The organism is Maritimimonas sp. 2304DJ26-3, assembly GCF_056591635.1.
In genome coordinates, this window is record NZ_JBWQOK010000002.1 from 635667 (window position 1) to 658866 (window position 23200).

Genomic DNA, 23200 nt, shown 5'->3' on the forward strand with positions numbered 1-23200 from the left:
CTAACAAAAATAACCAAAAGAAAGTGGTTGAAAAATATTCATTTACCATCATTACAAATATGCAGTTTTTACTTACTTTTGATAAGCAAAAAATTATAGTTTCAAAATCGTAAAATGAAGACAGATTCTTTCGTATTAAGGCATTTAGGACCTCGTGAAAATGAGGTAAAGCAAATGCTATCAACCATAGGCGTATCCTCTTTAAAAGAACTTATTTATAATACTATACCAAGTCATATAGAATTAAAGAATGATCTTGATCTTCCGAAAGCTATGAGCGAATTTGAATTCAGTGATCATATTCAAAAATTAGCTGCAAAAAACAAACAATACAAGTCTTATATCGGTTTAGGCTATCATCCAACAATTTTACCAGCAGTTATACAACGTAATATTTTTGAAAACCCAAGTTGGTATACCTCATATACGCCTTATCAAGCTGAAATTTCTCAAGGCAGATTAGAAGCCTTGTTAAATTATCAAACTATGGTATCTGAGTTGACAGGTATGGAATTGGCAAACTCGTCTTTATTAGACGAAGGTACCGCTGCTGCGGAAGCTATGGCTATGCTTTTTGCAGCACGATCTAGATCACAAAAGAAAGAAGGTGCAAATCAATTTTTTGTTTCTGAGGATGTGTTGCCACAAACCATTTCTATTCTAAAAACAAGGGCTATTCCAATTGGGATTGAATTAGTTATTGGCAATCATCAAGAATTTGAATTTACCTCAAATGTATTCGGAGCAATAGTGCAATATCCTACAAAACATGGGCAAATTTATGATTATACCGACTTTATAGCTGCAGCTCATCAGAATGAATCTAAAGTTGTTGTAGCGGCTGACCTTTTAAGTTTGGCTATACTAAAGTCTCCTGGAGAAATGGGTGCCGATGTTGTTGTTGGCACATCTCAACGATTTGGAGTTCCTTTAGGGTATGGTGGACCTCATGCTGGATACTTCGCAACCAAAGAGGAGTATAAAAGGCTAATACCAGGTAGAATCATCGGCGTTACAAAAGATAATGATGGCAATCGCGCTCTTCGTATGGCATTACAAACGAGAGAGCAACATATCAAGCGCGAAAAAGCAACTTCTAATATCTGTACAGCACAAGTTTTATTGGCTGTTATGGCTGGCATGTATGGTGTTTATCATGGTGCAGATGGCTTAAAATATATTGCTGGTAAGATTATTCATTCTCAAGTTAATCTATTAAATGATGCTATTCTAAAATTAGGGCTAGATCAGATAAATACTATTGTTTTTGATACACTGCAAATTAAAGTCGCTTCCGCGGAAGCTGTAAAGAAAATAGCCGAAGCTCAAGAAGTAAATTTCTATTACCCCGATAATACTACTGTATGCATTTCTCTAAATGAAACTACCACTTTAGAAGACATTAATCAGATTATAAATATTTTAGCTAAAGCTGAAGGAAAGGATTCTATAACAGTATCAAATTATGTAGAAACTTTTTCGATACCAGAAAACCTAAAACGTACCACAACTTTTATGACTAATGAGGTTTTTGAAAATTATCATTCAGAAACCGAAATGATGCGTTACATCAAAAAATTAGAACGTAAAGATATATCGTTAACGGATTCTATGATCTCGCTGGGTTCATGTACGATGAAATTAAATGCAGCTTCAGAAATGCTACCATTAAGTTCTAGTTCGTGGAATAATATTCATCCCTTTGTACCTATAGATCAAGCGAAAGGTTATCAAGAAATGTTAAAAGGTCTTGAAGATTCATTAAATGTAATTACTGGTTTTCACTCTACCACTCTACAACCAAATTCTGGTGCACAAGGTGAATTTGCTGGTTTAATGGTCATTAGAGCTTATCATAAATCTAGAGGAGATTCGCATAGAAATATTTGTTTAATTCCTGCTTCGGCACATGGTACCAATCCTGCTTCAGCTGTCATGGCTGGTATGAAAGTGGTAGTTACAAAAACTACAGAAGAAGGAAATATTGACGTGAATGATTTACATGAAAAAGCTGAATTACACAAAGATAATCTTGCAGCTTTAATGGTTACCTATCCATCAACACATGGTGTTTTTGAAAGTTCAATTACAGAAATCACAAAAATCATTCATGATAATGGCGGTCAGGTATATATGGATGGTGCAAATATGAATGCTCAAGTTGGTTTAACCAACCCTGCTACTATTGGCGCAGATGTTTGTCATTTAAATTTACACAAGACTTTTGCCATCCCACATGGTGGTGGTGGTCCAGGTGTTGGTCCAATTTGTGTTGCCGAACACTTGGCAGAATTTCTACCAACGAATCCCATCATAAAAACTGGAGGTAAAAACGCCATTACCGCAATTTCTGCTGCTCCTTGGGGTTCATCTTTGGTTGATATTATTTCGTATGGATATATTAAAATGCTAGGAGCAGAAGGATTAAAATTAGCTACTATTTATGCCATTTTAAATGCTAATTATTTAAAATCTCGTTTAGAAGAACATTATAAAATATTATATATTGGTGAAAAAGGTTTTGCAGCACATGAAATGATTGTAGATTTTAGAGAATTTAAAGCTAAAGGAGTTGAAGTTGGTGATATTGCAAAACGTTTAATGGATTTTGGTTTCCACGCTCCTACTCTTTCGTTTCCTGTGGCAGGCACATTAATGATTGAACCAACCGAAAGTGAAAACAAAAAAGAATTAGATCGTTTTTGTGATGCCATGATACAAATTAAAGCAGAAATTGATACATATGTAGATGGTAATGACTCTGTATTAAAAAATGCACCTCATACGCAATCAATGATCACTTCGGATAATTGGAACTATAATTATTCAAGACAAGAAGCCGCATTCCCATTAGCTTATGTTACTGAAAATAAATTCTGGCCACCTGTTAGACGTGTAGATGATGCCTACGGTGACCGTAATTTAATCTGCGATTGTAACCCAATTGAAGATTATATAGATGCCCAATAAAATTCAATCCCGCTTCTAGTGGGGTTTTTTGTTTCCCTAAATTAAACAACGTCTTTACTCAATTGTACTTTTTCATGGAAACTACAATTATTAATTTCAATCTATGAAAAAAATAAACTTCTTAATAATAGCCTTTACAATATTTTCTTGCGAAAAAAATGTACACCTCATTACTAAAACCCAAATTGGTAAATATAAATTAGGCTCAGAAATAAAAGCGGATATGAAAGACTCATTGTTTTATTTGCAAATTAATGAAGAAGGCAAGGTGTCGCGCATAATTACAATATCCAATCAATACAAAACTAAAGATGGTTTTGGTGTAAACTCCAATATTAAAGAAATAAAAGAGAAGTATCAAATAGAAAGCGACACAATGAAACTCAGAAAAAGTTCGGCTGTAATTGGAACAATTGGAGAATCAGTAAACCAAAATGGTATTATTTTCGTTGATGATGATATGGATAATAAAATAGATTTAGTTTGGATTCAAAATAATGAAAATAACTAAATCGATAGCGTAAAATAATTTTCTCAATTCTTCTCTTACAATTTCTAAAATAGTATTTTTGTAACTACGTTTTTACTAACTACATATAATCGTATGAAAAAAATCACTAAAGAAACCTACTTAAATTGGTATAAAGACATGTTGTTTTGGCGTAAGTTCGAAGACAAACTTGCCGCTGTTTACATACAACAAAAAGTAAGAGGTTTCTTACACTTATATAATGGTCAAGAAGCCGTGTTAGCTGGTGCTTTACATGCGATGGATCTAACTAAAGATAAAATGATTACCGCCTATCGTAATCATGTGCAGCCGATTGGTATGGGTGTTGACCCTAAACGTGTAATGGCCGAATTATATGGTAAAGGTACAGGTACTTCGCAAGGTTTAGGTGGCTCTATGCATATTTTCTCAAAAGAACATCGCTTTTATGGTGGTCACGGTATTGTAGGTGGTCAAATTCCATTAGGTGCTGGTCTCGCTTTCGCGGATAAATATAAAGGTTCAGATGCAGTTACATTGACCTATTTTGGTGACGGTGCTGCACGTCAAGGATCATTGCATGAAACTTTTAACATGGCGATGCTATGGAAACTACCTGTTGTGTTTATAGTAGAAAACAATGGATATGCCATGGGTACATCGGTTGAACGTACTGCAAATCATGAAGATATTTGGAAATTAGGTTTAGGTTACGAAATGCCCAGCAAACCTGTCGACGGTATGAATCCTGTAAAAGTAGCGGAAGCAGTTCATGAAGCTATTGAACATGCACGTACAGAAGGTCCATATTTCTTAGAAATGAAGACCTATCGTTATAGAGGACATTCTATGAGTGATGCACAGCATTATAGAACAAAAGATGAAGTAGCCGAGTACAAAAAAATAGATCCTATCACACAAGTGCTAGATGTAATAAAAGATAAGAAGTATGCTACCGAAGAAGAAATTGATGCTATCAATAAAGAGGTAAAAAGCATGGTTTCTGAATGTGAAAAATTTGCTGAAGAATCGGCTTTCCCAGAAAAGAATGTTATGTATGATGTCGTATACCAACAAGAGAATTATCCTTTTTTAAAACATAGATAAGTTATGGCAGAAATTATCAACATGCCTCGTTTAAGTGACACCATGGAAGAAGGTGTTGTTGCAAAATGGTTAAAACAAGTTGGCGATACTATTGAAGAAGGAGATATTTTAGCTGAAATAGAGACCGACAAGGCAACTATGGAGTTTGAATCTTTTCACGAAGGCACATTGCTTCATATCGGTATTAATGAAGGTGAATCGGCAAAAGTTGATACCTTACTAGCTATTATTGGTGAAAAAGGAGAAGATATTACCGCTTTGCTTACTCAAACTACCCAAGCAACTCCTGATAAAGTAGAAGAAGTAAGTAATGAAGCTCCTACAAAAAAAGAAGCTTCTGAGGAAGCTGGCAGTAATGGTGTTGATCTTCCAGATGGCGTTGAGATAATTACTATGCCTCGCTTAAGTGATACCATGACAGAAGGTACAGTGGCAACATGGTTAAAAAAGGTTGGTGACGATGTAAGTGAAGGTGATATTTTGGCCGAAATAGAAACTGATAAAGCCACTATGGAGTTCGAATCTTTCTATGAAGGCAATTTATTATATGTAGGTATTGATGAAGGTGGTTCTGCACCAGTAGATAGTGTATTAGCTGTTATTGGTAAAAAAGGAACTGACGTTTCTGCGGTAATAGAGGGAATAAAAAATGGTGCGTTTTCTAAAGTTGATGCAAAACCAGAAGTAAAAAAGGAAGAAACCGCGGTTAAAGTAGAAACTGTCAAAACAGAAGCACCGACTTTAGCATTTGAACCAGCTCCCACTGCTGTTACATCATCAAGTAATGGTCGTGTTGTTGCTTCTCCATTAGCTAAAAAAATAGCAAAAGAGAAAGGTATAGATCTTTCAAGAGTGCAAGGTACTGGTGAAAATGGTCGTGTAGTAAAACGAGATGTTGAAAATTACTCTCCGGCAGCAAGTGCAGCTTCTGCAATGCCTTTTACTCCGTCTGGTACCGAAAGTTCAGAGGAAATACCAAACTCTCAAATGCGTAAAGTAATTGCTCGCAGACTAGGTGAATCCAAATTTTCAGCTCCGCATTATTATTTAAATGTAGAGTTCAATATGGACAATGTCATTGCTTTTAGAAAACAATTCAACTCAATACCTGACACTAAAATATCTTTTAATGATATGATTGTAAAGGCAACGGCACTAGCATTAAAACAGCATCCGCAAGTAAATTCTCAATGGTTTGATGATAGAATCAAGAAAAATCATCATGTTCATATAGGTGTAGCTGTTGCTGTAGAAGATGGTTTAGTCGTACCTGTGGTTCGTTTTGCAGATGAGCAAACATTACCTCAAATCGGTGCTCAAGTAAAAGATTATGCTGGTAGAGCGCGTAATAAAAAATTGACTCCTCAAGAAATGGAGGGTAGTACATTTACTATTTCGAATTTAGGAATGTTTGGTATTACTGATTTTACATCAATTATCAATCAGCCAAACTCGGCTATTCTTTCTGTTGGTGCAATTGTACAAAAACCAATAGTTAAAGATGGTCAAATTGTAGTAGGAAATACTATGAAATTAACTATGGCTTGTGATCACAGGTCTGTTGACGGTGCAACTGGCGCTGAATTCTTACTAACTTTAAAAGGTTATATAGAAAATCCGGTAACTATGTTAGTATAAAAAAATTAAGGCATAATAAAAGAGCTCTCAATTTGAGAGTTCTTTTATTTTCTAATTCACTCTTCTACGTTCTTCGTCGGCTCCTGTCTTTCTATTTCTTGAAGATTTTACGCTACTATTACCAAAATTTCGAGTATAGGTTAGTGTAAACGTTCTATTCATGAAATCGAAAAGATTTCTAGTACTAAAGTTTTGATCTGGTAAATTGGTCCCTCCTGCAAATTCTACTGAATCAAACAAATCGTTAACTGCAAGTTTTAATGTGCCCCATTTATCACTAAATTTATGAGATATACCTAGATTTACACGATAAAATCCGTCATACTTTGCTGTTCCAAAAAAGCCCTCGCTTGTATAAAAGAATGAGGCTTCTCCAGAAGTTTTCTGTGATATTTTAAATGAATGTGTTGTATTAGCGGTAAGATTACCAAGGCTTAATTCAATTGGATCGCCTTCATATAATGCGCGAACTTTCTGATCGATATAGTTCAAATTATTTTGGGTTCTCCACCAACTAAACAACTTTAAAGGAAACCCAGCAGTAATAGAAAAAGTCTTAGTATAATCTAGATTAGACGCTTCAAAAATCAATCTACCCGTAGCTTCATCAATTCGCTCTTGAAAAATCGCGATAGACTCATCTTCATTAGTATATTGTAAAGAAAATATATAAGATTTATAATTGATATCGTATTTAATTGAATTGGAGGTGGCCGGTTGAAGCGCAGCATTACCTGATAAAAAAGTAGTTGGATCAAAAAATATTACAAAGGGTGCTAAATCATTAAATGTTGGTCTGGTTATACGTTTTGAATACGATAAATTCATACTTAGATTATCATTGAATTTATGATTTAAAAAAGCGCTAGGAAAAAAGATGCCATACTCTCTATCTACAACTGTGCCTTGCGTATCAACATCTAATTTAGTATCGGTAAATTCGTAGCGTAATCCCAGTTTTAAACTTGTTTTATCCGTTATACTATAATCTGAAGCAAGATAGGTAGCAAGAATTTTCTCATTGAGCACACTATTATTAGTAAGTTCAGTATCAAAAACCCAATTGTTACTAATAAAGTTTTCAACTGCAACATCATTGTTAAAGTCAGAAAAGGTTCCTTTTACTCCTATCTCAACTTTTGCTTTTTTAGATATCTGATTATTATAATCAAGCTTACCAACCCAAGTGTCTAAAACTGTTTTTTTTCCACTTCTCAACAATTCTTGATTCAAGAAAATTCTATCTTGATCAAAGAAAGTATTAGTATAATTTGTAGGGTTATCATTGTTATAATATAAATAATCAACATCAAAACTTATAAATTCATCATCTTTAAAATTATGTTTAATATTATAATTAGCACCAAAATGCTTCCATTGATTTACCTCATCATTAATTAAATCTACGAAAGACATTGCTACTCTATTTTCTGAGTCAAAACTCTCGTTAAAAGCATCCATAGACCATCGATTATCATAACCATTAAGTAGTACTCCCATTACTGTTTTCTTTGAAAGATTTACATCAACTCCCAGTCTAACATTATGATTTCTCTGAGTAGGTTCGCGATCTGTTTCTGTAAAAGTACCTAATAAGTCAGCATCTTGCAGAAACTCTCTACTGGTACTTATAATTTGATCTCGTTTATCAAGAGAAAAAGAATAACTACCAAAAAGATTAAATTTATCTTCTCTATAATTAAAATTAACATTGTCTGAGGTAGTCTCTCCTTTGCCATAACCTCCAGAAAATGAATATGATCCATTCAGCCCAATATCTGTTCGCTTCTTCAAGACAATATTTATAAACCCGGCATTGCCTTCGGCGTCAAAATTGGCAGGAGGAGTTGTTATTAATTCTATTGAAGAAATATTATCTGAACTCATACCTTCTAACATTTGTACTAATGATGCCACAGGCACATAGCTTCTTTTACCATTAATCATAATAACCACACCTTCTTTACCTACTATTGAAATAGAGTTACTTTGTTTATTCACTATAACTCCTGGTGAGCGTTCTAAAATTTCTAAAGCTGAACCGCCAGCAGACACAATACTATTTTCTACATTAATTACCATTCTATCAACCTTCTGTTGATATAAAGGTTTATCTGCTTTTACAATTACTTCATTTAAAGCCTCTCCGCTAGTTAAGGTAATATTTTCAACCCTATAATTCGAACTCAACGAAAATGGTTCAGAGTAAGTGGATTGATATCCCACCATACTAATCATAACTATATAATTACCAGATTGTACTCTCTCTAAATTATATGTACCACCTTCGTTAGTAACAGAACCTCTTACTAAAACAGAATCTTTAGAATTTAGCAATAGCACATTTGCAAATGGTAACGGATTACCATCTGATTCTTTAACAATACCAGATACATTATATCTGGATTGCCCATAAAAATTTAAAGAAACGAATAATGATAATAATAAAACGTAGGTTGGTTTAGGGAAATACATATAGTTTGTTGATAACCAAATATACAAAATTTACAAGGTAAACACTTAACATTTAGGTATTTATGATAAGTTTAACAATGAAACCCAAAAATTCGCTAAACAAACTTTCTAAAATAATAAAAGAGTGACCAAAATGATCACTCTTTTATTATCTGTTATTCAGATAATTCTATTCTACTTCTACCAAATTCAGTCCGTCATATTTTATTAAATAAACTCCGTTATTTACAAAGCTTCCCGATTTGTTCTTTTGGTATTGAAATTTTGTACATAATCGTTCTGACGAGCCAGCGTTTAAAGCATCGTTTATATCATTATAGCTAGCAAATCTAAGTAAACTATCATATGTCATATCAAACCCTTTAAAAGCATATTCAGTCGGTTCAACGTAATTAACTCTCTTATAAGAATTAATAAAATACTTAATTGAATCATTATCCCCATCAATAAAGCTATATGTAGGGTAATGAAAATTCACATGAGCTAGGCTGTTATTAACGTCATTTTGATTATCAAAATTCTTACCTTTTTCTAATGCAAAAAGTGTTGGTTTAAATTCTTTTGGCAACACACCAAGGTTATTAATAACATCTCTAGTTACCACAGCATCCTCAGTAACCAGCACCACCCAATTATCTTTATTTTCTATTAATTTTTCTCTAAAAATTTCAGGTTTAATATATCCTTTTTCTGGTTTAATAACTTCAATTTTATTAATGGAGTCAACTTCTTGCAAGTTGTTTACAATTGTATTTAGAAAAGGAATTGTCTCCTCTTTGTCATCAGCTATAACAACTAAATTTTGTTGTTTATAATTATCTTTAATATAGGAGGTCACTTTTTCTGATAGACCTTCTTTTGAAGGAATCTCCTGTATTAGATCTGCACTAAAAATTTTTGAATGATCTTTTTTAGACACCGGAGAAATAATTGGAATGCTTCTCCCTCTTAATAAACTTGACACATATTCTATATTATCGTAAAACATTGGACCAATAACCATATCAATATTAGAAACATCTAAGGCACTAAAAATCGTTTGTATTCTTTGTTTATTGTTTCTTGTATCAAAGACTTTTATGTTCACAGACAAACCTTGCTTTTTTAAAGAATCTAATGCCATTTGAGCTCCAAGATAAAAATCTGAAACAATATCAGTTGTTCTATTCTTTTCAAAATCTACGCTCGCCTTATTACTCATAAACGGTAATAATAATACGGCATTGATTTCTTTATTACCTTCAATAAATGGCACAAATAACTTTTCCTCACTAGAATCTATTTTAGGAATTTTAATTAACATTCCTTCTTTGAGTCCTTCTCTAATTTCAGGGTTAGCGCCAATTAATTCTTCTTCCGTAATATTAAATTTTTGCCCTAGACTAAAAATTGTTTCTTTTTTTTCAACTCGATGCGTCACAAAATCATCACTCTCATCTGGAATTTCCGCCGTATCAGGAACTAAGATAATAGTGCCTTCTTGCAATCCGTCTATCTTTATTTTTGGGTTTAATTCTTCTAACTTATCTATACTAATACCATATCGTCTAGAGATACTATATTTTGTTTCCTTTGGCTTTACTAAATAAGGTTTTGTGTTTCCAGAAATCATCTCAGAATTATCTTCATTAGGAAGTTGAAAATTACTTGAAACAGGAATCTTAATGATCTGACCAGCTTTTAAATCTTCTCTTCTTAAAATAGGATTATGCTTACGCAATAATCGCTTAGCGACACCATATGTTTGTTTAATTCTATAGAAATTTTCTTTAGGTAAAACTTTGTGAAATAAAAACCCATTTTCAACATAATCTTTATGCTCATCTTGAGCGTTAGCCTTAAAATTTTTATTTGGAATTATTAAAACCTTGATTCCTTCTAATCCATTTTTTAAATCAGGGTTTAGCTTTAATAAATCGTATGGAGTTAACGATAATTTTTGAGAGATACTTTGTATAGTTTCACCCTCCTGTACTAAGTACTTACTATATTTCTTCTCTTGCGAAAAAAGAGAGACAAAACTAAAAAGGAAAACAATTATTAAAAACTTTATCTTATTCATTGGTTGATTTTATACTATTCCCATTCAATAGTTGCAGGTGGTTTAGAACTAATGTCATACACTACTCTATTTACACCAGGCACATTATTAATTATTTTATTTGATGTTTCTTGCAAAAACTCATAAGGTAAATTTACCCAATCAGCTGTCATACCGTCTGTTGATGAAACAGCCCTGAGAGCCACTACCTTTTCATAAGTGCGCTCATCTCCCATAACTCCTACCGAATTTACCGGAAGTAACATGGCTCCGGCCTGCCATACCTCATTATACAAATTCCACTTTTTAAGACCATTAATAAAAATAGCATCTACTTCTTGAAGAATTCGAACTTTTTCAGCTGTAATGTCACCTAAAATACGAATGCCTAATCCTGGACCAGGAAAAGGATGTCTTCCCAACAAATCTGAGTTCATTCCTAAGGACTTCCCTACCCTTCTTACTTCATCTTTGAAGATCATTCTTAGTGGCTCAACAATCTTCAATTTCATAAAATCTGGTAATCCTCCAACATTGTGATGACTTTTAATCGTAGCAGATGGGCCTCCAGTAACAGAAACTGATTCTATTACATCAGGATAAATTGTTCCTTGTCCTAACCATTTAACATCTTCTATTCTATGAGCTTCATCATCAAAAACATCAATGAACGTATTACCGATCGCTTTACGTTTTTTCTCAGGATCGGTAATTCCTTGTAGGGCTTTCAAAAAACGTGCCGAAGCATCAACACCTTTTACATTCAAACCCATTCCTTTATACTGCTCAAGAACATTATCAAACTCATTCTTACGCAGTAAACCGTTATTAACGAAGATACAATATAAATTTTTACCGATTGCCTTATCAAGCAAAACCGCTGCAACACTTGAGTCTACCCCACCAGATAAACCTAAAACAACTTTATCATTACCCAACTTCTCTTTTAATGAATTTACGGTAGAGTCAACAAAAGAATCTGGTGTCCAACTTTGTTCTACTTGAGCAATATTCACTAAAAAATTTTCTAGTAATTGCTTACCATCTGTAGAATGGTATACTTCTGGATGAAATTGAATAGCATAGGTCTCTTCGCCTTCAATTTTATACGCTGCATATTCAACGTCGTGAGTGCTCGCTATTCGTTGGTAGTTCGAAGGTATTTTTAAAATAGTATCAGAATGGCTCATCCAGACCTGAGAACCGTCTTCAAGTCCTTTTAATAATTCACTTGTAGTGTCTATAGAAGTCAAGTTAGCACGGCCGTATTCTCTTGTATTTGATGCTCCTACTTCTCCTCCAAAAAAATGAACTAGATATTGAGCTCCATAACAAATTCCCAATAATGGTTTCTTCCCTTTTATTTTGGGCAAATCTGGTTTTGGGGCATTTTCACCTCTTACTGAATGAGGACTTCCTGATAAAATAACAGCTTTGTAATCCTCAGGATTTACCTTTTTACTATTAAAAGGATGAATTTCACAATAAATGTTCAGTTCTCTAATTCGGCGCGCAATCAGTTGTGTAAACTGTGAGCCAAAGTCTAAAATAAGTACCTTCTGTTGCATTTGCAAAAGTAAAATTAAATTGAGAAATCTTGAACCTCTTTCTATAAAAATATTTAGTACTTTGTTGTATTAATAAAATGTATTCTAATGAAAGCTATTTACTTATTTGTCACCTGCTTAATTATAGGAGTTTCAATTTCTACAGCTCAAAGTGAAGCCTATACCAAAAAGAAAAAAGAGAAAATCGAAAAAGGCTCAGTATTTACTAAAATTATAAACAGAAAATTACCAGCAACTATTGAATATGAAGATGATGACGTAATAGCTTTTGTTCCTTTACGCCTACAGGCCCCAGTACATTTGCTCATTGTGCCAAAAAAAGAAATTTACACCATTAATGATGCTACAGAAGAGGATACCAAAGTACTTGGTAAACTTTTTTTAATAGCGAAAAAACTAGCTAAAGAAAAAGGAATAGCAGAAACCGGTTACAGATTGTCTATGAACAATAATGAAGATTCTGGTCAATCAGTTTTTCATATTCATTTACACCTACTAGGTGGTAAAAAACTAGGACCTATGGTAACGCAAGACTATAAAGAAAATGTTGATTAACTTAGCAATCCTCTAACCTTAACATTATGAAAAAATATTTTACCCTACTTGCCTTTATTAGCTCAACACTCATTGGCTTCTCACAAAGCAACCAAGATTTTAGTGAAGGGCCATTCTCTCAACTTATCATTAGGGGTATTACACTTATAAATGGCAACGGAGCTCCACCAATAAGTCCGGTCGATATTGTAGTAGAAAATAATATTATTAAGGATATAAAAGTTGTTGGATACCCAGGAGTTAAGATAGACGAAAGTAAGCGACCTAAGTTAAAAGCTGGGGGAAAAGAATTAGATGCTAATGGTATGTATCTCTTACCAGGATTTGTTGATATGCATGGTCATATTGGCGGAAAAGCTCAAGGAGCAGAACCAGATTATGTTTTTAAGCTTTGGATGGCACACGGAATAACAACGGTTAAACAACCTAGTGGTCGTAATGCAATTGAGCTAAAACGTCAAAGTGCTGCTAACAAAATTATAGCTCCTAGAATTTTTGAATATACAGGCTTTGGCTCAGGGAGTGATAAACCTATTAGCACACCTGAAATGGCAAGAGCTTGGGTTAGACAAAATGCAAAAAATGGTGCTGATGGCATCAAATTTTTTGGTGCTGAACCTGATATTATGGCAGCGGCATTAGACGAAAACAAAAAATTAGGCCTTAGATCTACCGCTCACCATGCACAAATGAGTGTTGCTAGGTGGAATGTACTACATTCTGCTAGAGCAGGAATGACTTCAATGGAGCATTGGTACGGTCTACCTGAAGCCTTATTTGAAGATAGAACTGTTCAGCATTATCCGTTGGAATACAATTACAATAATGAGCAGCATCGTTTTGAAGAGGCTGGTAAATTATGGCAGCAAGCTGCAAAGCCTTATTCTGAACATTGGAATAACGTAATGAATGAATTGCTTGAACTAGATTTTACCCTAGATCCTACATTTAATATCTATGAAGCAAGTAGAGATCTTCAAAGAGCTAGAAGAGCAGAATGGCATGAAGACTACACTTTACCTTCTTTATGGAAGTTCTATCAACCAAGTAAAATATCGCATGGTTCCTACTGGCATTATTGGGGTACTGAACAAGAAATAGCATGGAAAAAGAATTACCAATTATGGATGACCTTTATTAATGAATATAAAAACAGAGGTGGTCGAGTGACTGCTGGTTCAGATTCTGGATTCATTTTTCAATTATATGGTTTTGCATATATACGAGAATTAGAATTACTACGTGAAGCTGGATTTCATCCCTTAGAAGTAATAAGAGCTGCTACTTTAAACGGTGCTGAAGCTTTAGGCTGGGACGATAAAATAGGTTCAGTAGAAATAGGCAAACTAGCAGATTTTGTCATTTTAGAGGAAAACCCATTATTAAACCTAAAAGCATTATATGGAACTGGTGCCATTAAACTAACTGAAGATAATGAAGTTGTTCGTGTTGGCGGTGTAAAATACACTATAAAAGATGGAATTATCTATGATGCAAAAAAAATATTAGTTGACGTTAAACGTATGGTCAACGAAGCTAAACAAAAAGAAAATTTTAAGATTACTCAGCCAGGTATTAAAAATTAATCTGTAATGATTTTTGTTTCTGTCGTCTAAAAAATCAGATTATAAAAATACTGAACCATGAAAAAATATTTTCCTTTAATTATTAGAATTGTTGTTGCTGTAATCTTGATTCAAACACTCTATTTTAAATTTGGTGGACATGAAGATAGCCTTTATATTTTTGAAAAAACGGGTTTAGGTGATGCTGGAAGAATAGGTTCTGGTGTTGTCGAATTAATTGCAGCTATATTGATTTTAATACCAAGAACTATTTGGCTCGGAGCACTAATAACTTTGGGAACTATTTCTGGAGCGGTATTTATGCATCTTACCAAACTAGGTATAGAAATCAATGGTGATGGTGGTACTTTATTTTTCATGGCCCTACTGGTTTTTGTATTATCACTTATTACTTTACTTATAAATAGAAAAAGCATACCAATTATTGGCGAAAAGCTGTAAATCGTTAATTTTTAATTTTTTAAATACTCCATTTTTATATATTTGGGTAGATCACTAATAAAGTAGTGATTTAAATTGCTATAAAAAGAGACCCATCTCTCCTTAAAATTTTGTTATAAAAACAACTAAAAGAGTATGTCTCACAACCCTACTATGCTATGAATATATTGAAGGAAGTTAAAGAAGAATTTTTTTATACCACTTACAATATTGATCAATTAATCTCTAAGTACTTAATAAAACGCTTAGGGGTAGACGATATTGAAACAATTAATGCTCTTGGTCTAAAAGGACGCATGACTTTTAAAACTAGATTAGATTTATTAATGCAAATACGGTCTGTGTCTGAAATCAATAAACAAAAGCTAGAAATATATTCGTTTTTGTACCAAACCTTAATGCTGAAAAAAGAGGCTTTCAGTGATATCGACAAAAAGCATTTCACTTTTTTAAATGATTATTATCCGCAGGATGAGGCGTTATCATCTGATAAAAAAGTTGGAAAAATACTAACAGATTTTGTAGTAGATGTAAAAAACATTATTGAAAAAATATCAAAAGTACCAACACTTAGAATTATCGATGAAACTAATGATAACGTAGAAAAAGTTATTCATCTTTCTGCCATTTAGCCGTTAATATTAGTTGTAAATTTGTGCTATGACGAAAGATACTTTCCGCATAGCAGTTCTTGCCATATTAGTAAATAAAGAAGGTAAAGTTTTAATTGGTTCATCACCACGTGACGGTGGTTACAAATTTCCACAAGGTGGTTTAGATCCTGATGAAAGTGCCTTAACTGGAATAAAAAGAGAACTAAATGAAGAATTAGGTATTTCAATTTCTAATAATGATATTGAAACCGTTTTTAAGGAAAAGATTCGTTATACATACCCTCCAGAAGATCCATATTATATCTATAAAGGACAAGAACTATCTGTCATAAAAATCAATTACAATACATCTTGGGAGCTAATACCACAAGATGATGAGTTTGAAAAATTGTATTGGATAAACCCAAAAGAATTACAAAATTTTGATGTACAATTTAGGTTAAAGGCATATACAAGGGCATTAGAATTATGCCAGTTATTGTAACCATTCTTTCTTTTCTTTTTCATTCAAAAACGTCCAAGCTACAATACGAGTAATTTTATTGCCTTGATGCATAGGGATTGTTTTAATAGTAGTTGCACCCAATTTTTCTAACGAAGCGTACATACTTTTTACATTTTCTTTTTTAGAAACTAAGGTTGTATACCAAAAACATTGCATTTTAAATAATGAACTTTCATATAAATAGGTATGCAAAAATGCTTTTTCTCCACCTTTAAAACTTAGTTCATCCTCAATACCAGCAAAATTTCTTTGGTCTGTCTTAATATTTAGACCTTTATTTTTTCTTGTATTTTGTTTCTTGGCATCCTCAATAGAATTATAAAAAGGAGGGTTACACATAGTAATTGAAAATTTATCTTCTTGATTTAGTATTCCTTTAAAAATATTGCTTTTATTTTCTTGAATACGTAATTCTATTACATTTTCTAATTTGTTGTTTATAATATTTTGACTAGCAAAATGCAATGATTTTTTATCAATATCTATTGCTACAAACTTCCATTCATATATTGCGTTTCCTAAAATAGGGTAGATACAACTGGCTCCTGTGCCAATATCTAAGATTATTGCATTTTTAATTTCTGATTCATTTATTAAATCTGCTATATGATGAATATAATCTACACGCCCAGGAATAGGAGGACATAAATTTACATCCGAAAATTCCCAATAAGATAAATTATAATATGCAAATAATAATGCTCTATTTAGTTTTTTAACAGCTTCAGGTGACGAAAAATCAATAGTAGTAGTATCATACTTATTTGTAAATACAAATTCTTTTAACGGATGGTAAGCATCACAAAGTTTAGAAAAATCATATCCCGAACGATGTATATTTCTAGGATGCAAACTTGGTTGCTTTTCCATGAAATTATAATTGTACTATTGAAAACTCTCCGATTAACGGATCTAAACTTTCTACTAATTTAGGAATTAGCTGGTCACCATATTCTAAATAATATTCAGAAAAATTACGTTGTCGTTCTTCTAAACTCTGGTTAGGAAACAATTCATTTTGAAGGTCCTTAATTCTATTAGTTATTTCTAAGTGTTTCCGTTTTTCAGCTTTTAATAGTCTTTTTTCAAGATTATCAAGCCCATTGAGTTGTTTTTTTGTTTGCGCTTTTACAGCACCAATAAAAGATTTATCGGTTTGTTCTGCAATCTTTTCAAGCTCATAAAATTGCTTTTTTAGTAACTCTTTTTGTGAAGAAAAATCAATTTTAAGTTCAGAAACCTCTTTAATTTTTTTATCTATTAAATCATTTTGTTTTAAGAAAATTTCTTCTTGAGAAATGTTCAATTTTTCCAATTTCTGAGTTTGTTTTTCTGATTGTAACAACACCGAATTACGAAGTAATAAAATTGGAAATGGAATTTTTATTGCTTCAAAATAAGATTTCAACTCAAACCAATAAGCAAGCTCTCCCCCTCCGCCTATATAACATAAGTTCGGTAGAATCACTTCCTGATATAGCGGCCTCAACAATGCATTGGGGCTAAACCGTTCTGGCATCTCATAGAGATGTTTGATTATCTCACCCTTGCTAAAAGAAATATCAGTATTATTTACTTTATAAGTTCCATCTTCTATAATGATTCGCTCCCGCAGTTCATCCGCTAAGTAAAATAGGTTGATCTCACGAGGATTGACCTGAATTTTATAATTCTTTTCAAGGGTAGCAATTGTTTCTGAAACCTCTTTATGGCTAGTCTGCTTTATTAATTCATCCTCTACAAAAGGGATGAATAGTTTTTTCAACCCCTTATCATCTCCGTCTACTATTACAAGCCCATATTTGGCAAACAATTCATTCGCAATGTATAGAGTGGCTTCTGTTAAACCATCATGTTCTAAATAGCCCTTTCTAAAAAGATCTTTCAAATAATTAGCATTTTCAGTATTACCAACTAATCTAGAAAATGCTCCGAATACCTCATCTAATCCTTTGGTAGACAGCCTTCCAACAGCGCCACTACTCCCTCTATTCCATGCTATTTTTTTTTCGTTAAGGTTAAAATAATTGATTTCATCAAAATCATGATCTTCACTAGCCATCCAGTAAATAGGGACAAAATTACTATTAGGAAATTCTTTCTTTAACCTTTCTGACAAATTGATTGTAGAAATGATTTTATATAAAAAATATAATGGGCCTGTAAATAAGTTTAACTGATGCCCGGTAGTTATTGTAAAGGTATTCTCTAGAGCTAAAGCTTCAATATTTTGTTTTGTACTATCGGAAGCAGGTATGCTTTTATATTGATTCTTAAGTGCCGATACCAAAACAGTTCTAAATTCTGGATTAAAAGATGACTGCTTTTCTTTTAGCTGCTTTTTAAATCCATTTAAATCTGGAAAATTGTTATAAAAAGTGTTTATATGCTCAGATCTATCTAAATAATCACATATAGTTTTAGAAAAATAACCAGTTTGCTTAAAGGGAATAGTTTGAGCTTTAACTTTACAATCTTCTTCGGTCATTTAAATGTATTTGATTGTGCTAAAATTACTAAAATTTAGCGCATCAGTTAGATAAGAATGTTATTACTAACATTTTTTTAACTAAACTGGAATACCATTTAAGTCAAAGTCACCTGCAGAAGTAATTTTCACATTTACAAATTGACCTATTTGTAGATAATGTTCGCGAGCATTTACTATCACGTCATTATCAACGTCTGGTGAGTCGAATTCTGTACGACCAAAGAAGTAATTACCTTCTTTTCTATCAAAAATACATTTATAGGTTTTGCCAATTTTTTCTTGATTCAATTCAAATGAAATTTGACTTTGAATTTCCATAATTTCTGAAACACGTTGCTCTTTAACCTTTTCTGGAACATCATCAACTAATGTTGCAGCATGCGTATTCTCTTCGTGTGAATAAGCGAAAGCACCTAAACGATCAAAACGAGTTTCAATTACCCATTGCTTTAATTCTTCAAAAATCTCATTTGTTTCGCCTGGATAACCAACAATTAATGTCGTACGAATAGCCATATCTGGAACAGCCGCTCTAAACTGAGTTAAAAGCTTATTTGTTTTTTCAAACGTAGTACCTCTTCGCATTGATTTTAAAATATCTGTATTGATATGCTGCAACGGAATGTCTAGATAATTGCAAACTTTTGGTTCATTTTTCATAACCTCAAGCACATCTAGTGGAAATCCTGTTGGAAAAGCGTAATGCAAACGAATCCATTCTATACCATCAATTTTAACCAATTCATTCAATAAATCTGCTAAAGCACGCTTCTTGTAGATATCCAGCCCATAATAGGTTAAATCTTGGGCAATTAAAATCAATTCTTTAATCCCTTTTTCTGCTAACTTAGTAGCTTCAATAACTAATTCTTCAATAGGAGTTGACTTATGTTTACCACGCATTAAAGGAATTGCGCAAAATGAACATGGTCGATCGCAACCTTCAGCTATTTTTAAATATGCATAGTGCTTAGGCGTAGTAGTTAAACGTTCACCTAATAATTCATGTTTATAATCAGCTTCTAGTACTTTTAATAAATTAGGTAAATCGTGTGTGCCAAAATACTGATCTACATCTGGTATTTCCTTTTCTAGATCTGGCTTATAACGCTCACTTAAACAGCCGGTAACGAATACTTTATCTACTTCGCCTTTTTCTTTTTTATGGGCATAATGTAAAATGGTATTGACTGATTCTTCTTTAGCTTGACCTATAAACCCACAGGTATTAATTACTACAATGTTACCATCATCTTGCTCGTCTTCGTGTACAACTTCCTTCCCATTTGCTTTTAATTGACCCATTAATACTTCGGAGTCATATATATTCTTTGAGCAACCTAAGGTTACCACATTAATCTTATTCTGTTTTGTAGATTTTGTACGCATCTTATCTTTTAATATTTAAATCTAGAGCACTATCACCAAGAATGAAATCGAACAGAAAAGGACCAAAAACAAAAACAGTAATTAATAGCACAGCTAAAACTAATAAAAGTGATTTGGAGAATCTTTTCTTTATCATTGCTCCTATAGACGTCAGTGCTATTACTAAATAAAAGAACGCAATTGTGTAAAATCCTTTAGAAAATCCTTCAACAATCTCTTTTGTGATTTTTGGGTCATCCAAGGTTTTTAAATTAAAAATCTGAATGATGTTTAATGTTACTCCAACAACAGAAAGGAAAGCAACTATGCCATATAAAACCATTAAGTTTCTAGTGGAATTTTCCATTATTTAAAAAAGGAATCTACAAACTCATTCTTGTTAAATACTTGAAGATCGTCAATGCCTTCACCTACTCCAATATATTTAACAGGAATCTGAAATTGATCTGAAATACCAATGACCACACCACCTTTTGCTGTTCCATCTAACTTAGTTACGGCTAAAGAAGTAACTTCTGTTGCTTTAGTAAAAGCCTTTGCTTGTTCAAATGCGTTTTGACCAGTAGAACCATCTAAAACCAATAATACATCATGAGGAGCATCTTCAATAGTTTTTTGCATTACCCGCTTTATCTTAGTTAACTCATTCATTAAATTAACTTTATTATGCAAACGACCTGCTGTATCAATTATCACCACATCGGCATCTTGATTTACAGCAGATTGTACTGTATCGAAAGCTACCGAAGCTGGGTCTGAACCCATCTTTTGCTTAACAATAGGCACATCTACTCTATCTGCCCACACTTGCAATTGATCAATTGCAGCCGCCCGGAAAGTATCACCAGCACCTAAAACTACTTTTAGTCCTTGCTTTTTAAATTGAGATGCCAATTTACCAATAGTTGTGGTCTTACCTACACCATTAACCCCAACCACCATAATAACATATGGCTTTTTATCCTTTGGAACAGAAAATTCTGTTTCGTTACCAATATTAGTTTCTGATAACAGGCCTGCAATTTCCTCACGAAGAATTTTATTCAATTCATCCGTCCCTAAATATTTATCTCGTGCCACACGCGCTTCGATACGCTCTATTACCTTTAAAGTAGTTGCTACCCCAACATCAGATGCTACTAACACCTCTTCTAAATTATCTAGAACATCGTCATCTACCTTAGATTTTCCAGCTACAGCTTTAGAAAGCTTACCAAAAAAAGATGCATTACTTTTTTCGAGACCTTTATCTAAAGTTTCCTTTTTATCTTTTGAAAATATATTTTTAAATAAGCTCATTTATTAATTCAAATTATTGTAACAAATATAAATAAGAAAAGCTACTTTCAACAGTCTGAAAGTAGCTCTTTATATATACGTTTTAAACGATTATTTCTTTAAGAAATCGTTTACTTTAGACGGATCCATAATAGCTTCAACAAAAGTGTATGCTCCAGTTTTTGGAGATTTTACCATTTTGATAGCCTTAGTTAACCTTTTAGAACCTGTTTGTAACGATGCTACTGCTTTCTTTGCCATGATTCAAATATTTTCTGAAATTATTTAATTTCTTTGTGAACAGTCATTTTCTTCATGATAGGATTGAATTTTTTTAATTCCATTCTATCTGGAGTATTCTTTTTACTCTTTGTTGTAATATATCTAGACGTACCAGGTAGACCACTATTTTTGTGCTCTGTACATTCTAAAATAACTTGAATTCTATTACCTTTCTTTGCCATTTGATATTATTTTTTTAAAAAGCCATTTGCTCTGGCTTCTTTAATTACAGCAGAAATTCCTTTTTTATTGATATTCTTTAAAGCAGAAGCAGAAACTTTTAAAGTGATCCACTTATCTTCTTCAGGAATATAAAAACGCTTCTTCATTAAGTTAGCGTCGAATTTTCTTTTCGTTTTATTCATGGCATGAGAAACATTGTTTCCTACCATTGCTTTTTTTCCTGTTAACTCACAAACTCTTGACATTTCTAAACTGTTTTAATGGTTGTTCTAAAACGAGGTGCAAAAATAATAACTTTTTAAAAAACACACAAACTATTTCAATTGTTTTTTAAAATAGAAATTTTCAACAATTCTAATGACTTTACAGAAGCCTTTTGTATCACCTTTTGGCGTGGTTGACCGAATTGATAATCCTTTACATAAACTCCTAATGGTGAGGCTATAGCAATATACACTTTTCCAACAGATTCGTCAGTGTTATCTTTAGTTGGACCAGCATTACCAGTAATGGCTATTGCATAATCAGAATTATACAATTTCTGTATACCTAGCACCATAACTTCTGCAACTTGAGCACTTACTACAGAATGTTCATCTATTATTTCTTTGGAAACGTTGAGAAATTCTTCTTTTATACGTTCATTATAACTTGTAATTGAACCAATAAAATATCTCGATGCTCCTGGTACAGAAGTAATCATTTTAGCCACATTACCACCGGTGCAACTTTCTGCAACAGCCAAGGTCTTATTTTTTTTAATTAATAGTTTACCAATCTCAGCCTCCAAACTCTCGTCTTCGTCATAACCTACAATGATATCATCAATTAATTGCGTGAGATTTGCGACCTCTTTTTCTAGAGATTGCTGTAAGCTTTTTTCATCATCTCCCTTTGCAGAAAGTCTTAATCGCAATCTACCATAATCAGGTAAATAAGCTAACTTGATAAATTGAGGTAAATTATCCTCCCATTCTTCTATTCGTTCAGCAACCTTACTTTCGCCCATACCATAAGTAAGAATGGTTTTATGAATAATATAAGGTAGGTCAAACGATTCTTGAAGTTTAGGCAATACTTTTCTAAGCATCAACCCTTTCATTTCATTAGGAACACCTGGCAATGAAATAAACACCTTTCCATTCTTCTCAAACCACATACCTGAAGCCGTACCCAAGTAATTCTTTAGAACCTTAGCCTTAACAGGAAGCAAAGCTTGCTGTTTATTCAATTCGGTAAATTCATATCCAATTTTTTCGAACATCGCTCTAATATGCTCAACAATTTCTTCGTTAAGTTCTAAACTACAGTTGAAATATTCCGCTATAGTATGTTTTGTAATATCATCTTTTGTAGGGCCTAATCCTCCAGTAAGAATTACAATATTAGCATTTGATTCAGCTTCAGAAATAGCCTTCAAAATATGTGATTTTTTATCTTGAATGGAGGTAATCTGGAAAACAGAAACTCCAATTTTATTCAACTCTTGGGCAATCCATTGTGAGTTGGTATCGGTAATTTGCCCAATTAAAATCTCATCACCAATGGTTATAATCTCCGCGTTCAAATCTCTTTTTTTATGAAAAA

At 32.9% G+C, this 23200-nt stretch carries 21 protein-coding genes; 9 read left to right on the forward strand and 12 right to left on the reverse strand.

The window, feature by feature from the left end:
* Positions 1 to 114 precede the first annotated feature (114 nt).
* The 4 genes from gcvP to AC1EUV_RS07910 all read left to right on the forward strand — a co-directional run bounded on the left by gcvP (position 115) and on the right by AC1EUV_RS07910 (position 6205).
* Complete coding sequence (gcvP, locus tag AC1EUV_RS07895) at positions 115 to 2970, forward strand: aminomethyl-transferring glycine dehydrogenase (protein ID WP_480198138.1); 2856 nt, start codon at positions 115 to 117, stop codon at positions 2968 to 2970.
* Positions 2971 to 3073: 103 nt separating this feature from the next.
* Positions 3074 to 3481, forward strand: coding sequence for a hypothetical protein (locus tag AC1EUV_RS07900; protein WP_480198139.1), 408 nt, complete (start codon positions 3074 to 3076; stop codon positions 3479 to 3481).
* Positions 3482 to 3574: 93 nt separating this feature from the next.
* Complete coding sequence (gene pdhA, locus AC1EUV_RS07905; RefSeq protein WP_480198140.1) at positions 3575 to 4567, forward strand: pyruvate dehydrogenase (acetyl-transferring) E1 component subunit alpha; 993 nt, start codon at positions 3575 to 3577, stop codon at positions 4565 to 4567.
* Positions 4568 to 4570: 3 nt separating this feature from the next.
* Positions 4571 to 6205, forward strand: a complete 1635-nt coding sequence (locus tag AC1EUV_RS07910; RefSeq protein WP_480198141.1) for a pyruvate dehydrogenase complex dihydrolipoamide acetyltransferase — start codon at positions 4571 to 4573, stop codon at positions 6203 to 6205.
* Between the two features lie 51 nt (positions 6206 to 6256).
* Here the strand turns inward: AC1EUV_RS07910 and AC1EUV_RS07915 are convergent, their stop codons facing one another.
* From AC1EUV_RS07915 to guaA, 3 genes are all read right to left on the reverse strand, one after another.
* Positions 6257 to 8680, reverse strand: a complete 2424-nt coding sequence (locus AC1EUV_RS07915) for a TonB-dependent receptor domain-containing protein (protein WP_480198142.1) — start codon at positions 8678 to 8680, stop codon at positions 6257 to 6259.
* Positions 8681 to 8849: 169 nt separating this feature from the next.
* On the reverse strand, positions 8850 to 10742 hold the full coding sequence (locus tag AC1EUV_RS07920) for a LysM peptidoglycan-binding domain-containing protein (RefSeq protein ID WP_480198143.1): 1893 nt from the start codon (positions 10740 to 10742) through the stop codon (positions 8850 to 8852).
* 14 nt (positions 10743 to 10756) lie between these two features.
* Entirely contained in the window at positions 10757 to 12289 is a 1533-nt protein-coding gene (guaA, locus tag AC1EUV_RS07925) for a glutamine-hydrolyzing GMP synthase (RefSeq protein WP_480198144.1), read from the reverse strand.
* A gap of 87 nt (positions 12290 to 12376) precedes the next feature.
* Here guaA and AC1EUV_RS07930 point away from each other — a divergent pair, with 87 nt between their 5' ends.
* The 5 genes from AC1EUV_RS07930 to AC1EUV_RS07950 all read left to right on the forward strand — a co-directional run bounded on the left by AC1EUV_RS07930 (position 12377) and on the right by AC1EUV_RS07950 (position 15969).
* Positions 12377 to 12844, forward strand: coding sequence for a histidine triad nucleotide-binding protein (locus AC1EUV_RS07930; RefSeq protein WP_480198145.1), 468 nt, complete (start codon positions 12377 to 12379; stop codon positions 12842 to 12844).
* Between the two features lie 26 nt (positions 12845 to 12870).
* Complete coding sequence (locus AC1EUV_RS07935) at positions 12871 to 14430, forward strand: amidohydrolase family protein (protein ID WP_480198146.1); 1560 nt, start codon at positions 12871 to 12873, stop codon at positions 14428 to 14430.
* Between the two features lie 57 nt (positions 14431 to 14487).
* The gene (locus AC1EUV_RS07940) at positions 14488 to 14871 is read left to right on the forward strand and encodes a DoxX family membrane protein (RefSeq protein WP_480198147.1); all 384 of its coding nucleotides are present in this window, start codon (positions 14488 to 14490) and stop codon (positions 14869 to 14871) included.
* Positions 14872 to 15029: 158 nt separating this feature from the next.
* Positions 15030 to 15503, forward strand: a complete 474-nt coding sequence (locus AC1EUV_RS07945) for a hypothetical protein (RefSeq protein ID WP_480198148.1) — start codon at positions 15030 to 15032, stop codon at positions 15501 to 15503.
* A 28-nt stretch (positions 15504 to 15531) separates the two neighbouring features.
* Entirely contained in the window at positions 15532 to 15969 is a 438-nt protein-coding gene (locus AC1EUV_RS07950; RefSeq protein ID WP_480198149.1) for an NUDIX domain-containing protein, read from the forward strand.
* Here the strand turns inward: AC1EUV_RS07950 and rlmF are convergent.
* From rlmF to AC1EUV_RS07995, 9 genes are all read right to left on the reverse strand, one after another.
* Positions 15961 to 16860, reverse strand: coding sequence for a 23S rRNA (adenine(1618)-N(6))-methyltransferase RlmF (gene rlmF / locus AC1EUV_RS07955; RefSeq protein ID WP_480198150.1), 900 nt, complete (start codon positions 16858 to 16860; stop codon positions 15961 to 15963). The genes AC1EUV_RS07950 and rlmF overlap by 9 nt on opposite strands.
* Positions 16861 to 16864: 4 nt before the next feature.
* Positions 16865 to 18478: a bacillithiol biosynthesis cysteine-adding enzyme BshC gene (bshC, locus tag AC1EUV_RS07960; protein WP_480198151.1), complete on the reverse strand. Its 1614-nt coding sequence runs from the start codon at positions 18476 to 18478 to the stop codon at positions 16865 to 16867.
* Positions 18479 to 18559: 81 nt separating this feature from the next.
* On the reverse strand, positions 18560 to 19870 hold the full coding sequence (gene rimO, locus AC1EUV_RS07965) for a 30S ribosomal protein S12 methylthiotransferase RimO (protein ID WP_480198152.1): 1311 nt from the start codon (positions 19868 to 19870) through the stop codon (positions 18560 to 18562).
* A 1-nt stretch (position 19871) separates the two neighbouring features.
* Positions 19872 to 20216 (reverse strand): hypothetical protein, encoded by a 345-nt coding sequence (locus AC1EUV_RS07970; RefSeq protein ID WP_480198153.1) that lies wholly within the window; start codon positions 20214 to 20216, stop codon positions 19872 to 19874.
* Entirely contained in the window at positions 20216 to 21169 is a 954-nt protein-coding gene (gene ftsY, locus AC1EUV_RS07975; protein ID WP_480198154.1) for a signal recognition particle-docking protein FtsY, read from the reverse strand. The genes AC1EUV_RS07970 and ftsY overlap by 1 nt, the downstream gene beginning before the upstream one ends.
* Positions 21170 to 21259: 90 nt before the next feature.
* Positions 21260 to 21409 (reverse strand): DUF4295 domain-containing protein, encoded by a 150-nt coding sequence (locus tag AC1EUV_RS07980; protein WP_480198155.1) that lies wholly within the window; start codon positions 21407 to 21409, stop codon positions 21260 to 21262.
* A gap of 20 nt (positions 21410 to 21429) precedes the next feature.
* Entirely contained in the window at positions 21430 to 21612 is a 183-nt protein-coding gene (rpmG, locus tag AC1EUV_RS07985; RefSeq protein ID WP_480198156.1) for a 50S ribosomal protein L33, read from the reverse strand.
* Positions 21613 to 21618: 6 nt separating this feature from the next.
* On the reverse strand, positions 21619 to 21858 hold the full coding sequence (rpmB, locus tag AC1EUV_RS07990) for a 50S ribosomal protein L28 (RefSeq protein WP_480198157.1): 240 nt from the start codon (positions 21856 to 21858) through the stop codon (positions 21619 to 21621).
* A gap of 74 nt (positions 21859 to 21932) precedes the next feature.
* The gene (locus AC1EUV_RS07995; protein ID WP_480198158.1) at positions 21933 to 23180 is read right to left on the reverse strand and encodes a competence/damage-inducible protein A; all 1248 of its coding nucleotides are present in this window, start codon (positions 23178 to 23180) and stop codon (positions 21933 to 21935) included.
* Positions 23181 to 23200 lie beyond the last annotated feature (20 nt).